5 protein-coding genes are annotated in these 17,300 nt (G+C 65.1%); all 5 read right to left on the bottom strand.

Going from position 1 to position 17,300, the window contains the following annotated elements; genetic code table 11:
* Positions 1-569 precede the first annotated feature (569 nt).
* Positions 570-13,745, bottom strand: a complete 13,176-nt coding sequence (locus AT302_RS05340) for a filamentous haemagglutinin family protein (RefSeq protein WP_167365782.1) — start codon at positions 13,743-13,745, stop codon at positions 570-572.
* A gap of 207 nt (positions 13,746-13,952) precedes the next feature.
* Positions 13,953-14,969, bottom strand: coding sequence for a FecR family protein (locus tag AT302_RS05335; RefSeq protein WP_058377546.1), 1,017 nt, complete (start codon positions 14,967-14,969; stop codon positions 13,953-13,955).
* 76 nt (positions 14,970-15,045) lie between these two features.
* A complete protein-coding gene (locus AT302_RS05330) occupies positions 15,046-15,561 on the bottom strand; it encodes an RNA polymerase sigma factor (protein ID WP_058377545.1) in 516 nt (171 codons plus the stop codon).
* A complete protein-coding gene (locus tag AT302_RS05325) occupies positions 15,562-16,281 on the bottom strand; it encodes an STN domain-containing protein (protein ID WP_157125691.1) in 720 nt (239 codons plus the stop codon). It lies immediately after the preceding gene.
* Positions 16,282-16,679: 398 nt separating this feature from the next.
* Positions 16,680-17,300, bottom strand: a complete 621-nt coding sequence (locus tag AT302_RS05320) for a YbjN domain-containing protein (protein ID WP_237172068.1) — start codon at positions 17,298-17,300, stop codon at positions 16,680-16,682.

The following is a 17,300-nucleotide window of genomic DNA, read 5'->3' as shown; positions in this document are numbered from 1 at the left end:
TAATTACTTAACTTACCTATTACTATGTGAGCCTCAATAAATTTAAAGCTTATCTGCCGAAGCAGACGCACTTTTCATCGAGTGCCCACACTTATCGGTTGTTCAATTTTTAAAGATCAATCGCTTCGAACTTCGCTTCGTCGCATCATTACCGCGCCGTCGCTTCGTTTTCTGCGTCGCTGCATCAGCAGCAGAGAAGTGAGATTATGTCGCAGCTTCTCGTCGTCGTCAACAGTTTTTTTCGCTTCTTTTCGCTCGCCGCCGTAGCGACTCACAAGCTCTAAAACCACTAACCACCGGGCTTTCCAGCCCGTCGCTTCCTTCTGCTTCGCTGCTTTCGCTGCGTCGCTGTCGTTGCGAGAGACGAGATATTAGTCACGTTCCGCGAACTGCGCAAGCACTTTGTGAAACTATTTTGAAAAGGCGCCAAATCCCGCCGTCGCGCTATATATAGCGAGTGGCGCACGATCGACGTCTGATCCACCGGGCACCATCAATGAAAAACGCCGCAGGCGCCAAACAACGGCCCCTGCGGCGTGTTCCTTTCCCTCACCTTTGTGCGTCGACGATCAACGCATCAGGTTCCTGCGCTCGGTCGGTGTCAGCGCCTGCATCTGCGCTTCACTCAGGTTCATCTGCCCGAGGACCTGCACGGGCGACGCCGGATCGTAGCGGAACATCCGGCCGCTATCGGCACGCGGCTTGCCCGCCGCATCGCCAGACGTTGCCGCATCGATCATGCGCACCGAGAAGATCGACGGCTGATTCTGGCGCGACGACGCCCGGTCACGCGCTACGGCATCCTGCGCCGCAGCTGCCGCCTGCGCTGCCGTGGCGCTGGCATTCGTCAGCGCCCCCACGTTCACGGCCGCAATGGTCGGAATGCCGACGGACTTGCCCTGCACCTGAATGTTCTCGGCGTTCATGACCCGCAGCGCCGCGATATTCACGTTACCGGACACCCGAATGCCCGCCTCACCCGCGTCGACCGTGCCGAGCGGTGCGATCAGATCGATGTCGCCCGGCGGAATCTCCGGGATCGGGTTCAGCGTAGCGATGCCGGCACCGGTGTTCGGCGTGGTCGGCGACAACGACACCACCCCGAGTTCGTCATACACACGACGTTGCGGCGTGTAGACCACCGTCGACTTCGACCCACGTCCCGCGTTGATATCCCCCTGCGCCGACCAGGCCAGAATATTGCCGCCGAAGGTGGTGAACACACGGCTCTGACCGAGCAGGATGCTGTCACGCGCATACAGATCGATGTTGCCGCGTCCCTGCGTAAGCACCCCCGAGCCTTCGCCCGGCACGAAGCCGCCGTCCACCCCCACCAGCGTGCGCCCGCCCGGCGTGAGAATGCTCACCCCGCCGCCGAAGTCGGTATGAATGCCGGCGTCCTGCACTTCGTAGTGAGGCACGAAGTACGCCGGACTGCCCCGCGCCGCCCATTGCTCTTGCGTCAGATACGTCACGCCGGGCTTCGGGCGCGTCGTCGAAATTCGCCCGAGGTTCTCAAGGTAATAGAGCGCGCTGCTGTACATCGTGAGGCTGCCGTCGTACTCGATCGCAGCGCCAGACGCATCCTTCGCGGGGAACAGCGTGGCAATCGCTTCGCGCCCCCGCAGATAGCTCCCTGCACGCTGGCCGCTGGCGTCGTTGTACTCACGCCCCGAGGCGCGCAACTCCGCGAAGTACACATCACGCAGATAAGCGCGCTGCTGCTCGGCCGGAAGCGCATCGAAGAACTGACGCGCATCCATCGACGCCGCATCGAATTGACGGCCAAGGCTATTGCGACCACCAAAACGCGTGGCAAGCCAGTTCACCAGATAAAGCTGGCTTTGCTGCCCGAACTCGTTGCGCAGATCACGTTTCGCCACGCCACCGCCGCTGCCCGCCGCCTTACCTGCCGCGTCGAGCTCCGCCTGCTTCTGGACGAGGAACGCATCGGCCCCGGCGGCAGTGCCGTCGTAGCCAAACTCCTGACGCAGCCAACCCGGGAGCGTAAGTTCTCCGCCATACACGACCACCGCCTTACCCGGCTGATCCGCAAACGGCCGCGAGCCGTCTGCCTGATTCGCCGCATCGAGATACCGGGCGGCGAACGCCTTGAAGTTGATACCGTCGAGCCCCTTCGGCCCCACACCGGCGGCCACGGCAATCGCCGCCCCATTGCTCCGGTCGCCCGCCTTGACGTTGGCGAGCGCGCCGAGACTGCGCAATTCGGCCTTGTCGCCCATGAACACGTTGCGTCCCGCGGTGATTTCCAGCACCCCCGGACCCGCCACGTAGAACGTGCTGTAAAGAATGTCCCGGCCCGCCGACACCACGGAGACATCGTCTGCCGAGTTCTGCACGATCAGATTGCCGCGCATCGTCGTGCTCGCCACCGTCATCGGCCGCCCCGGGTTGTTCACCGGGTCCCGGAAGTCCGGCGTCGTGGTCCAGCCGGCGAACAGGCTGTCGGTGTCCAGATAGGTGCCCAGCGGCGTTCCCGAGCTGACAATGTCCCGTCCGGCCCGGATGGCCACTGCGCCGTTGCCCTCGTACCAAGTCGGCTGGGTGCCCTGTTTGGGCTGAATGCTGCCGCGATAGTCGATCCCGCCGGTGTGCAGGCCCACGATATCGCCCGTGAGTGCGTAGAAGCGCGCCGGGGAAATACCGGTGAAGTCGTAACCGGACACAGTCGCCGGGGTCAGGCTAAACATCGGGAATATCGTTGCCGAGTCCCACCCGGGGGTGGGGATGAGCTCTGGCGCCAGCGCGTCCTGTCTGACATTGGTGAGAAAGACACGGCCAAACCATGCCGTTTGCACACCGCCGGCAAACGCCGGATGCTGCGGCGTAGGCAGGGCCGTCGGATCTGCCGCCGAGCGGCTGATCGGGTAACCCGACCCATACACCGAACGCCCCGCAATCATCTCGAGCGCCCCGCCATCGGTAGCGACCTTGAACAATGAACTGACGGGCTCGGGCGCCAGCAACGCAGGGGTATCGCCGATGGTGACGGCCGAGGCCCTGTCGGTAATCGCTGTCGCCGAAAAGCCGTTGTAAATATTGCCGCTCGCTGCCACGGCACGAAGCGTTGCCGGCAGCACGAAGCGACCGTCGGTTGGGGCATAGTTCGACGCTTTGCGATTGTCGGCCATCGCGGTGAGCGGCGAGAGATTCCCCCCCACACTGAACAAGTCGATGGCGGTCGAGGGCGTCCACAGCGTGAACCAACTGAAACCTTCGCCGCTGTAGTCGACACCGCCAGCCGAGAACGGCGTGCCATTGGTTCGCTGCTGCAAGCGTGTCGCGTCGCCATAGCCGCCGATCACCAGATCGCCGCGCGTGTCGATGCGCGCCGCCGAGTCGCCGAGCACCAGCGTCGGGCCGCCGGTCGCGAACGCCGTTTGCGCCGTAAATACATCGCGCGCCCGGGCTTCGCGCAAGTCGGGTGCGCCGAAACGGGTATCGACACCGCCAAGTGCCCCCGCTTCGATGCGCGTCGCCCCGCGCAGATTTGTGAACGTGCCGTTCAACGCCAGATTCCCGTTGCGCCACTCCGATGCCTCGTTCACAGCGCTGCCGATCGATACCACGGCACGTGCTTCGCGCACCGGATTCAGCCCGCCGCCGATACGCACGTCGAGATCGCCGCCCCCCGTCAACTGAATCTGAGAGCCGTCTGCCGACACGCGCCCGGTGCTGCCGACCGACACGTTCAGGCCTTCGCTACGCGCCGTCGCACGCGTACCGTCGGCACTTCCCGGCCCGATGCGCGACTCCAGCATGCCGGCATTGCCACCGGCTTCGAGCACGACATTACCGCCGCCGAGCGTGCCAAGTCCGGTAAAGCCGATCAGGAACGGCGCCGTTTCATACACCGAGTAGCCGGATTGCTTGCCGACGGCGTAAGTCCCGAAGTTGATCCACCAGGCAGCCGGCACGCCACCTTGTGCGATCGCGGAACCCGATCCCTGCCGCCACAACCAATTGCCGACGTTGCCGGAATCCGGCACCGCTCGCGGCACGCCGAAGCTTGTGGCACGCGAATACCCGTCGCGCTGACCAACGGTATCGCCGCGAATCTCGCCCTGAGCGCGCACGAACAGATTGCCGCCGTGCTCCGGATACCACGCGCTGTAGAGACTCTGTGTACCGCTGACGTATTTTTCGAAGGATGTGCCGTCTGCGCCAAGCACGGATGCGTTATTGACCTTGGCGCGGGCGAGGTTATAGGCGCTCGTCACATCGCGCGCCTGCGTACCTGCCGTGTAGACGCCGAACGGCGAGTTCATCGTGAAGTTACCCGCCGCGAGCATGTCGAGATCGCCCGTACCGGTGCGCACCACGCTGAAGACCGGCTCACGCGCGGGCTGCGTCTTCTTGTCGTACTCGGCGGGGACACCCGGCGTCACGACATGAAACGCGTCGTAGTATCCGTTCCACATCTCGATGTCTGCGGGCGTCGAAACGCCCCAGTTCGCCCAGTCGTCATCCGTGACGATCTCGCCCTCGACACCGCCCATTTGCCAGGCATCCGGCCCCCAACGCCAGACCCCGAGGGTGCCGGTTCCCGGCCGGAGCACATCGAGCTGGCCCATGCCGTAATGGGTATCCGAGAGAATCAGACGACCGTCAGCGCCCAGCGGCTGCAACGCACGCGGATCGGCCGCCGACGTGTCGGCGCCCGCGACGAGCCGCAACGACCACGACGCAGAGCCCGCCTGAAGCATCGGTGAAAGCGCGTGGATCAGCCCCTGATTGCCGTCGGCATCTGCCGGACGAACGTTGACGAACAGCACGCCCCCCGGCAGCTTGACGTCGGTCTCGGAGGGAATGATCGCGCCCTTGCGCAACTGCACATCGACGGCAAGCTTCAGGCTCACCGGCATCACGGCGCCCGCAGGCCAGCGCATGGCCCCCACGGACGCCTCGGTGGGCAGCAGCAACCCGGCATCGAGTTGCATACCGGCGCGCAAGGTAAGCGCCGACGTCAGGGCCGTACCGGCCGGATACACCACGTTGCCCGACGCATCGCGCACGGCGGCTCCGAGCACGGTGCCGGCAGGCAGTGTGAGATCGGCGGCAAGCGTGGCGAGCGCCGGCAGACGCGTGCCAGCGGGCAGCTTCGCCGCCGCCACCTGCACGTCGTAATTGAGCTTGCGCTCCGCCGGGAAGGCGGTGCCAGCGGCGAGCGTTACCAGTCCGCCCACCGGCACCACGGCATCACCGCCCCAACCGGCCTTTCCGCTGGTCAGCACCCACCCCTGACTGTCGACGTTCGGCGTGAGCTTGCTGGTGTCGAACCCGTCGCTCAGGCTGCCGAATATATTCAAATTGCCGCCAGCGCGGATCGTCAGCGCACCGGCTTCGCCGCTGCCATACACACCGGTCTTCTGCGTGTTCGGATTCAGGCTCGCGTAGCGATAGCGCGACAGGTCGATGTCACCGTCGAGGTGAATATCGCCATTGGGCGTCGCACTGACGATCTCGACCCCCGGGCGCAAATGGAAAGCGTCGGTGTAGCGGCGCAATCCGGCCAGACGCGCCAGCAACGCGCCGTTGGCCAGCGCGTTCGACATGAACGTCTCGTTCTGCGCGTGGAGCGCATCCAGGTACGCCTGATTGACGACCTGATACGGACGGCCGTCGACCGTCACGTCCGTGCCTGCCGGTGCTTTCGTGTCGCGGAATATCCCGTTGACCGTAATCGAGCGCGCACCGTCGATCACGACGTTGCCGCCAGCGTCGATGGCAATGTCGTTGCCCAGCGCCTCGTTCGCGCCGCCGAGCCGCTTAGCGCTGATCTCGACCGTGCCTGCCGAGAGCGGCGTGCCACGCTTGTCGTTCGTACCGGCACGCACATCGAACCGTGCACCATCGGCCAGCACCACACGCCCCTGCGCACCGTTGATCTCGATGACCGCACGGTTGGACGCCTCGATGGGCTGACCATAGCTGTCCAGACGCAGTGTCGTGCTGTGCGCGTCGAGCACGGCGTTGCCGCCAACCGTCACACCATCGCGCGCCGACAGACGAATCGTGCCCACCTGTGCGCCGCTCGCGTCGACACGTCCGAGCACATCGAGCCGCCCGCCGTCGATCGACAGGGTGATCTCACGCGCCTTGAGTTCGTCGCCGACGACGAGATCGCCCTGCTTGATCTGGAAGCTGCGGCTGCCGAAGACACCGCCTTCGGTCAAACGCGCGTTCAGCGCCGCGAAGTCGTCGATGCGCTGTGCCCGAATATCCACACCGCCCGCCGTGAACGGCACGAACGTGCCGCCCGCGTCGTAGCGCCCGCTGGCGCTGCCGAGCAGCTTGCCCGCCAGCGACACGAAACCGCCCGTCGGTGCCAACGCCGAAACGCTGAGCTTACCGGCGCGGTTCTCCACCGCCGACAAATCGATGCGCGAACCCGCCGTCTGGCGCACGTTGCCGTTCGCGCTCGACACCACCACATCGCCACCCCAGCTGTATTTGCTGGTGTCGAAGAAATCGAGCTTGCGCCCGGCGAGGTCGAGCTGTGCGCCGTCACCCAGCGTCACATCGCCCTGAGCGGCCACCGTCAGTCGGCCGCTCGGCAGCACGACATTCGTGTCGATGGTGGCGGCGCCGCCCGCCGTCAGTCCGACCTCCGCGCCGAGTGCTGCGACCAGTGCGCCGTTGTCGACCGCGGGTTTCGTGCGCGCACTGGCGTTGGATACCGACACATTGCCACCCGCGATGAACCGGTTCACCGATCCTGCCGCGCCGGTGAGCAGCGGCGTATCGATAACGATGTCGCCCCCGCTGTAGTCGAAGTTCTGCTTCTGATCGTTCCACGCATTCTGCGAACGATAGACGGACAGGGTGCCCTTCTGGTTAGCGCTCACGCGCTCGCTGGCGTTTAACGCCACCGTCGAGAACCCGACGGCCATCCGGTTCATGTCGTGATTGGCGTCGTACTGCGTGGCCGGCCCGAAGCCGAACTCGATCTCGCGCGCATCGATGGACAACCGCCCGCTGCCGGTGCCCGCCCCGCCCGCGACGATGGCACCCGCCGGCGACTTCGAGCCGGTCCACACGAGCCGGTCGGTACGAATGCGTGCGATCGCATCGCTCGCCCCGTATCCGAAGATGGCAGGCGTACCCAACACGAGCGTATCGATGGTCGATTTACCCGTCGCTGCGTCGATGGTCGAGAGTTCGACGGAATCGTAGAAGTTGATCGATTCGCGCGCGATGAGCGAGAGGCTTTCCAGCGCAGGCGCGCCATACAGCCTGTCGCCACGCATCAGCCGCGAGAGCACCGCTTGGTTGAGCGTAAGACCGGTGGCCAGACGTCCGTCCGCCGCGAGGGCGTCGAGCGACGCCTGATCGCCGACATTGACCCGGCCGACGGCGAGCGACAACTGACGCGTGCCGTAGCGCACGGCATCGGAGATTGTGAACCGCTTGTCGGTCGCCACCGCAATTGACCCTTCGGAGAGCAGCAGCGATTCGCCCGAACATGCCGCACCCGCCGCGCAAACGCCGAGGTCGATATAACCCGCCCCGAACGAATCGCCAATCGTGGACGCCACCGGTGCGAGCATGGAGAGCCGTCCGTTGGAGACCGCGAGCACCCCCGCCGCGCCCGGCGCGTAGGTATACCCCAACGTCGAATCCCACATCGACACGCCGTAGCCGAGGGTATTGATGCCACTCCCCTGCTCGATGGTGATACCCCTGGTCGGCGAGCTCGTCACGATGAAGACTTCGCTGCCGCGAAGCACCGCGCCGCCGCGCAGCACCACGTTATTCGCGCGGCCGGAGAACCCCGCCGTGGTGGCATTGAGAATCGACCCCGAGTTGTCCTGAGACACAACCGGCAACGCACCGATCCCGACGCGTGCTGCGCCGATGGCATTCAGATCGTCGGCCTTGAGAGAGATCAACGATCTGTCGCCCTGCCGGGGCGTCGCGCCTGCTCCAATAATCTCGATGTTGTCGGCATTCACCAGCAGGCTCGCGCCGTAGCCGCCTTTGGCCGGTGCGACATTGACCGTACCCTCGAAGCGCAACGCGGGCGTGTCGCCAACCTTGCCCCAATAAATGTCCGGCAAGAACATGAGATCAAGGCGCTTGGCGTCTGCCTCGAGCAGCGAACGCGGCGCACCCACGCGATCACTCGTGGCGCGCGCGAAGTCCGCATAGCTCATTTCGTTGTACTGCGAGTAGGTCCGCAGGACATCCGCCGACGTGAGCACGACCTGCGTCGGGGTGGCATTGCGAATGGCGGTGTTGTTCACACTCAATTGCGCCGGGAGCGTCAGCGACCCATTACGCATGGCGACCGGCGCCAACCCCGCCTGAGAGACGGCCTGCGTCTGCAACTCCACGCGATACGCGCCGGGCAGCAGCGCGAACGTCGACGGCAGCAGCGTGTAAGTGCCCGCCGGCAGTCCCGGCACACCAGCGCCGATGGTGATCTGCTGGCCGGCGAGCGGGGCACCGGCCCCGTTCTCGCCCACGACAGGGGCATAAGCCGGTTGCGCGCCGGGCACGATCGCGTACACCGGATTGGAAGAGAGCGACGGCAGACGGAAACTTCCCTTCGTGCCGGTCTGCACCACTTGCATGAGCGGCGCAAGACGCGCATCGGTAGAGCCGCCACGCCCGGTCAGGAACGCCGCGCCGCGAATTTCACCGCCGCCCGACAAGTCGATCACGGCACCCGGGTCCGCGGCTACCGAATGGCTATACACAATCACCGACGGCCCACCGCCCGCCAGCCCGTACACCGCGTCTGCGGCAGCATTGAGATAACTCAATCCGTCGAGCGTGCCGCCATAGGGCATCACCAGCCCGTTGGCACTCACGGACGTCACGCTGCCCGGCAACAAATGAAGAACGCCGTTGGCTTCCGTGTCGAGCGATGAGCCGAAGACGATGCCCCCCATCGGGGCGCGCAACACACCGCCCTGACGAATCTGCCCTGCCAGAAGGGTCATACGGCCGAACAGCGAGTACGGTTGCGGCACCAAACTGTCGCCAACGCGCTCGACGGTCAGCACACGTTCCGGGTCAAGCCTCGTCGTACGCACGCAGCAATCGCTCGGATAGCTGCGCTGTCCCACGACAATCTTTGCGGTGGCATTCTGGCCCGGATAGATCTGCACCGCCGCCAATGTCATGTCGCCGGGCGAATAGACTTCGGTCTTGTCGAGCAGACGAAGGTCGCCGGTACTGCGCAACGCGACGTTACCGAAGGCATTGCGCAAGACACTGACAGGCGTCCCTGCGTTGGTCTCGATGGTCCCCGCCGTGCCGAACTGCATCCGGCCCGCTACGTCGATGAGCGCGCCGTCGATTTCGAACTTTGTCTTCTCGGCCAACAACGGCGCGCCAAGTGTTCCAGACCCCTGCCCCGAGTTCTTCGACCCGCTCACCGGATTGGGAATGATGTAGTTGTCGATCTGCTGGCGCGTCGGGCCGGCGAGTTGCACATAGGGCGCGGCGAGTCGGACCTGTGTGTCCGGTGCGGCGGTCGTCGCCAGACCAAACGAACTCGCCGTCAGGCGAAGGCTCTGACCGAGCGCCAGATTGACGTTGCCGTCGAAACTCATCATCCCGTTCGCGAACAACGCCAGGTTGTCGAACCCGCCTGCCGTCACACGGTCCACACCGATGCGCGCGCTGCCCATCGTCAGCCCGCCGCCGAGCGAACCCGGGGCCAACGTATCCGAGAGCCGGCTGTTGCCCTGCGTTTGCGCCACGGTCAACTCGTGCGCGACACGGACGGAATCATCCACCATGGGTCCGCGCAACGTGACGCGATCGACCATGCCGTAGGTGAGCGTCTCCAGCACGACGTTCAACGTGCCACCCGCGGCACCTGCACCACCGGCTGCCGCCTTCATGTCGCCGTCGAGATATAGGCCACGGCCCGACGCCAGCGAGATGACCCCGCCGTTACTGACCACATGCGTGCGGCCCTGGCCCGGCACATCAATGTCTGCCGCCGAGCCCGAAGCATCGAGCTGCGCCCCCGGGCGCACGATCACGAACGCGTCGGACGCATCGACTTGCGTGGCTCCCGCCACATACTTCGCGCCAATCTGGATGGTGCCGCCTGCGGCGACTTTGCCGGAAATCGCGCCCGAAGCACCCTGCGCCACGACCGCCCGCGAGGCAACATCAATCACGGAGTTCCCGCCCAGCCAGATCGATGTCGGGGTGAACATCCCCTCGGGGCCGTCATATCCGTCGGTCGCACTGAACAAGCCGGGCAAGAGGCTGACTGTGCCCGAGACTGCCCGGAGCGTGCCAAGCACCGTCATCTGCCCGTTGCCCGTCAGCGAAATGCTGCGGCCCGGGTCGACTTCGATCCGCGCGCCTTCGCCGACGCTCAACTGCCCGCGCTTGCGCATCGCACCAGCGGACAGCGCGATGTCGGCCCCGCCACGTTGCGTGAGGGTGCCCTTCGCGGCATCGCTTTGCCAGACGGGGGCCAGCAAGACCGACATGACGCCGAACGGGTCGCTTCCACTGAAAGCGCCACCGGCCGCTTGTTTATCGATGTTCAGCACGGGCATGACGACATCGAGGCGCGTGTTGTCGGCCACCGTCACATTGCGCTGGCCGGTCACGTCGTAACGCGAGAACCCCGTCGAGAAGAGCGACGTGTCCAGCCACGTGTCGGGCAAGGCGACCACCGAAGCCGGGCCACCGATCACAACGCTGTTGCCCGTGTTCAAGGTCAGCGTGCCGCCACCGCTCGCGCCATAGCCACGCAGTGCACCGTCAAGATGCAGTTCGCCATTTTTTTTGCCGGCCGCGTCGTACTGACTGGCGAGCAGCGAGACGTTGCCGCCCTTGCCACCGCGCACCGTGCCGCCCGACAGCAGCGCAGCGCCCGACGAGACATCGATGGTGCTGCCCTGCTGCACTCGCACATCGCCGGTCGTCGAAAACACGACGCTACCGCCGTTGAGATACGGCATACCGTGGATGCCTGCCTCGCCGTCGTCCGCCCGGCCCCACAGACCGCGCACGTCGAGCGTCACACCACTCGCCACCTTCACCGACTGGCCGCCCGTCACGACCGCCGGGTCCGTCAGGGGCGAGTCGCCCCATGTACCGTTGCCAGACGTCGCCAGCATGCGCATCACGACGTTGCCCGCTGCGATCGAGCCGCCACGCGCCGTGATGTTCGCGCCGATGTCCACACGCGTAGCATGCAGACCCACATCGCCGCCGTCGGCCACGCGAATGTCGCGCGAGAGCGTGACCTCGTCCGTTGCCAAGAGCTTCACGCCGCCAAATTGCTGGCGATTGAGCCAGTCGGCGTCGATCGTGATCTTTCCTGCGCGCTGCGCATCCAGCGGGCTTCCCTGCGCAATCGTTGCCGCGAGCGCCTGAACGTCGCCGACATCGATGGTGCGTGCGATAGCCGACGGGCTGTCGCGCAGCGAGAGCGACACGTCGTCGTAGTACGGCGTGAGCTTGCCGACAACCAGTTGACCGGCACGCGGTGCAGCAAGCTGCGATTGCAGATACCCGTCGTAAAGCCCTCGATCGGCGGCCTGTGTCTGGCGCGGCCCCTGAAAGACCGTCGTATCGACATCGCCTTCGAGCACGACCGACGGCCCTGACACGATCAACCGGCCGGCGTCGCGCCCGACCGTGTAACCGTTCTCCAGACGCTGCCCCGGCGCGATGAACATCGTGGCATAGGTCTCGGTGGTGCCCTTTCCCCAGCGCGCGTGTTCGACTTCGAAGCCGCGATACACACCGAGATATCGCAAATCGCCCGGTGCATTGTCAACGCGATACAACTGCCCGTCGGCGCCACGCAGCCAGCTTTGCCGGATCATGCCGGTCTGCACATCGAGCGTGCCACCAGCCAGATTGATGAGCGAGCCGGCGCGCGTGACCACTTCGGCGCCACCCAACTGCACCGTGCCACCCTGCGCTGCCCACTCGCCAATGCCGTGCGACGCCGTGTTCAGATACCCGCTCACCTCCAGCAGACCGCCCTGCGTGTACCAGCGATCGGTGGTGTACCCCTGCGTTCCGGCAGGCACGCGCACCAGATAGCGTCGATCGATGTAGACGGTCAGGTTGTTGAGCATGTGCGTGTCCCGATTGCTCGGTGCATCACGTTGCTCGTTGCCCTGCACATTGACTTCGACATTGTTTGCCGACATCGCCATTTTCACGCCCACGGCGCCGGAGACGTCGAGCCTCGCGCGCTCCATCGCCATCGCGCGGCGGGTGGCGAGCACGTTGATCTGCCCGCCCGTGGCAAGCGTGAGCGAGTCGCTGTCGAACAACACATCGCCAGACGACACGATCTGCACGAGCGACTGATCCCGGCGATTGAAAAGCCCTGCCTCCGCGACCTTGTCGGCCTGCGCCAGCAGCGTGGTGCGCTGCGCGTCGAGTGCCGCATCGCTCGACGTGTCGAGCACGATGGCGTTGATTGCGCCGGGGGCAACGCGCACCAGCGCATTCGTATCGCCGGTGGCGCTCAGGTGAATCGTGCCGCGTGTATTGACCGAGCTGCTCGAAACCAGCACGCCGCTTTGTTCAACCTGTCGGGCCGCAAGCGTGATGTCGCCAAGCTCGGCCAGAATCAGTCCGCTGTTGCTGACGCGACCCGCGGTCGAACCGGACAACAGCTTCGGCTCGACTTCATTGCCGCGCGTGCTGGAATTCAAATTGCCGTCGGTGCCAACACCGCGCCGGATCACGAACGAATCGCCAGCGGCCAAGACCGTCTGCCCCGAAGGCGTGACGATGGTGCCGCGATTGTGGGCTTCGCGCCCGAGCAGCAGCACGTAGCCTCCGCCCTCGGTCACCGATTGCGGACGCCGCGTATTGATGCGGGCACCGGCGTCTACCGTCACGTTGGCGGTAGCGCCCGTGTGCGACACGCTCGAGCCGCTCACCTGAAGATCGTTGGCGAACGTCGGCACCGTCGAACCGGACACGGCCGTGCCGTAGATTCCGCGATTGAACTGATCGTTCGTCATGCCAACGGCTGCCGCCACGAGATTGCGCGTATCGACCTGCGCCGTGCCCGTGAACTGAATGCCGTTGCGGTTGACGATCATGACCGTGCCGTCGGCCTTGATCTGCCCTTGAATCTGACTCGGACGCGCCAGCGGATCGTTCACGCGGTTGAGCACGGCCCAGCCCGGCTGCTGCACGAACTCGACCGTCGTGCGGCGGCCAACGTTGAACGTCTCCCAGTTCAGAATCGCCTTCTCGCCCGTTTGCTCGATGGCCACCTTGGTGTTGCCCGCGGCGTCGCGGCTCTGCGCGATGTCTTGCTTCGCGTTGATCCAGCCCGCAGTGAGGCTATTGGTGTCGACCTTCAGGCCGCCTGCGGCCAGACCGTCGGGAATCGTCTCGGGTGTCGCGGCGGCCACCTGACGTGCAGCACTCTGCGCGGCCTGCATTGCCGCGATGCCTTGCGCGGCGGTGGCGAGATTGGCAATCGAATTTTGCAGCGCCTGATTGGCGCGTTGCTGCTGCTCGCCCGGGTTTTGCAGCGACGAAACCGGCATGCCGTTCGGCAAGCGGCCCGTTTGCGCAGCGGTGGATTGCGCCGCACCGCGCGCGGCAAACCACGCGCTGCTGAAGGCCTGTTGCGCTTGCGCCGCGCCGATCATGGCGCTAGTGGCGGCGAATACGGCGACTGCCTGAGCAAGCGGCCGAATGCGCGGCAGACGTGCGCTGGCCCGCGTGCGTGTTGATAGGGAAACTACGCGCTTGTGCATGGTCATCTCAATCCCGTCTGGCGTCTCGTGCGGCCGTGGGACGTTGTCTCGCGACAACGCCAGCGACGGCCCTGGCAAGGTTTCGTTCAAGCGATGCGAACGCTTGACGCTCTCGGGATTAAGACCGTTCGGCGCGAGCCAATCGGCAAGGATTTATTTGAATCTTTCGTGACACGATCCGATCGTCACGAAGCACAACGCCGACGCTCAACCGAGCAGGACGATGCCGCCCGGCAAGGTGTGTGCGGAGAGTTGCAGCGAATGCTCGATCTGGCCGAGCGCCACATCGAGCGAGCGAATGGCAAAGCGCCCTGTCACCGGCCGCGCAGCCACCTTGTCGTTCATCAGCACGACCTTGCCCGGACGATAGCGATTGATCTCATCGATCACCTCGCCGAGCGGGACTTCGGCGAAGCGCAGATACCCATCGCGCCACGCCGGCATGTCGTTGTCGCCAACGTTCACGAGCGACTGCAAAGCACGCTCGTCGTAGACCAGTTGCTGGCGCGCGCGCAATTGCACTCGCCCGGCGGTATGCACGACGTCGGCCACGCCCTCGATACACGTCACGCACACCTTCTGCGCCACGTTGCGAACTTCCACCCGGGCACTGCGGGCAATCGTACGCCCGGCCCCCGCGACGATTTCGAAGGGTGCCGAGGCGCGCGTGGTATCAACCGCCGCTTCGCCGCCCAGCAGATCGATGCCGGGCGTGCTGCCCGCGCTCAACGCCATGCTGGTACGCGTATTCATTTCGACCGACACGTTGCCGGCCAGCGCGATCGTGCGCTGCTCACCGGTACCGGTGCGGTAATCCGCGCGCAGCGCCGTCGTGCCCGGCAACAGTCCGAGCGGCGCACCGATCACTGCCACGCCCGCGACGGTCGCGAAGGCGCCGGCCGTCCCGGCCAGCCACCAGCGCCGACGGGGATCGAAGCCCCGCGTGGCTTTTGGTTTCGGTGCCGGTGCCGCCGGCTTTGCCGCTGCCGTGCAAGACGCAGACGCCGTCTGCTGGGCCGCTTGCGTGAGGTGTTGCCACTGACGGCGCGCGTCGGCAAGCGCCTGCGCATGGCTCGGATCGCGCCGCGCCCACTCGCGCAGCGCATCGCCGTCGGCATGCGTCATCTCACCGGCTGCCATGCGCCGCACCCAGGTCATGGCCTGACGCTCGAGCGCGTCGAGACGCCGCTTACGCGGCAACTTGGCTTCGGGTCGAGAACTCATGGCGTCACCTCTCGCACGAGACAGAAGGTCTCACTCCATGAGACGGTTTTCCCGCATGCCATCGGCAATCCTTCGCTCATTCCGACCTCGGCATATGGGCCACGCAGTACTCGTGGGCGCGTTTGAGCTCAAGGCCGACCAGACGCGGGGACACACCGAAGCGGCGCGCCACGTCCTCGTTGGACATCTCGTGCACCCGCACGGCAATGAAGATCGCACGGCGGCGCGGCGGCAAGGTGGCGAGCAGCCGTTCGAGCAGCGCAATCTCGTCGCGCGCTTCGACGGTCTGCGCGGGGCCCGGCGCCGGGTCCACGAACTCGGTCATGAGGGCATCGATCTCGTCGTCGCTCATGTATCGGCGTTCGCGCTGCACACGATCGAACGCCATGTTCATGGCGATGCGCATCAGATACGCGCCGGGACTCTTCACGTCGTTCTGACGGTCCGCCCGGTCATCGAGATGCACCCACGTGTCGTGCAGCGCATCGCTCGCGAGTTCCGCCGACCCGAGACGCCAGGTCAGCTTGCGTTTGAGGTCCTCATAACGCTGCGTCAGCAAATCGCGCAGGAAGGATCGGGGCGTGTCGACCATCTATCGCTCCGTTGTCGCCTGACACGGCGAATGAGCACACGCGGACGGGTTCGCCTGACAATCGGCGCTCACCAGAAGCAGAACGAACGGCCGCGACGTGTCGGCCGGCGTGCTGCCGACATCGAGGCCCTGCAAACGACGCAAGATAGCGGCGTCGCGGCGGCCGTCGCCGGTCGTATCGAGCAGACGAACCTGCGCCACCCGTGCGTTCGGGCCAACCTGAACCGTCATGGCCAATCGATACTCGCCCGGCGAGAGCGACGGCGCCGCACACAACGCCTGCAACACCTTGCCCTGCAAACGCGCGTGATAGTTCGTGGCGGCCCGGGCGGCACTACGGTCCATCTCGCCTTGTGTATCGGCATCGGCACGCCCCAGCGGCGCGAGAACAAACGCGTTCTGCGCCGTGGCTTCGGCCATCACGCCGGTGCCTTCGAGCAATTCGTTGAGCGCTTCGCCCGGCGAGTAGATCCCCGAGACGGCGTGCGAGCGACGCCCTTCTACCAGTGCAGACGGGTAGAAGACAGACATGCGGGTCAGCGCATCGAAGCGGGCGAGCGCGTCCTTCAAAGGCAGCTCCGGGAGATCAAACGACTGCGCCTGAAGTGGCGCTGCAACGGCACATTCGAGTGCCATGCTGAACATACCGCCCAGCAGCCAGCCCGCCAGAACGCTCGCAGCCGCGAAGCGCAAACGTGGAGAGCGAGCAGTAGCAGTCATGTCGGGCGGTTGGCCTTTGCATGGCAGGCGGTCGGAAATAGCGGAAGTGGCGGGACCTCTGCGGCAAGCAAAGCACGCGACGATGCCCGCAGGCGATCGCCGTTTCCCCGTGGATCCACGAATAATTTGTAAGAATTCCTGAGGATTCTGGTGTCCGATTGTGACCGTACTTTGACAGTGCCACCGATCGTCATGAAATGTTTCTCAACATCTCGCGATATCACTGAAAAATCAGGAGTCCTGACGCAGCAGCAACGAAAAAAGCCCGTAACACGGCCACGGGGTACGGGCAGGTTACGGGCCAACCAGTCGTCTAACTGGACGTGATACAGCCGCGCGCGGGAGGTTCCCGAGGCTCAGGCGAGAAACACACAAAAGATGCGTCGCGCGGCGACGCTTTAGTTAAGCGTCATCGGTGCCTGTCCATCGCCGCTCGCGAGCACGTCGCCCGGCGCAGCGGAGATGCCTTCGCCCGACGCTTCGTCACCGGCGATCTGGCCGGTGGACTGCTGCGTGAAGTTGCGAAGGTGCAGGAAGAACTGTCCCATCATCTCGACCCAGAGACGCATCGAGAAATTCAGGAAATCCGGGGAAACGCCGCCTGCCACGATGACGTCCATTTCCAGCACGAGGAACTCGCCATGGGCGGCCACGCGGGCGAAACGGCGCGAGCGATGCCACTCGTTGATGAGGCCTTCGGGCAGATCGCCGCCCTGCACACGCAGCGGGCAGCTCAGCGTGAAATCGAGATACTGGTCGGCGCCGGCCTGGTTGCCCCAGTGCACCTGGTAGCCGATGCCATGGCTCGCGCTATGCAGGCGCGTGACCAGATCGTCTTGCTGCACGGTCACCGCGCAACCGGCAGCGCGAATGGCTTCGGCGACCTGAGCGGACGTGACAAAAGTGATGATGCCTGCGAGCGGCGACGTGCTCGAAGACGTCGGCGCACCGGCTCGCTCGGCGTCGTGGCTGTCGTGGCTGTCGTGGTTATCGTGTTGCATCGTGGTCTCTTCGTTCAT

Origin of the sequence: Pandoraea norimbergensis (assembly GCF_001465545.3) — a bacterium.
Taxonomy (GTDB): domain Bacteria; phylum Pseudomonadota; class Gammaproteobacteria; order Burkholderiales; family Burkholderiaceae; genus Pandoraea; species Pandoraea norimbergensis.
The sequence above is the reverse complement of the archived record's forward strand: the minus strand, read 5'-3'. Positions and strand labels throughout refer to the sequence as shown.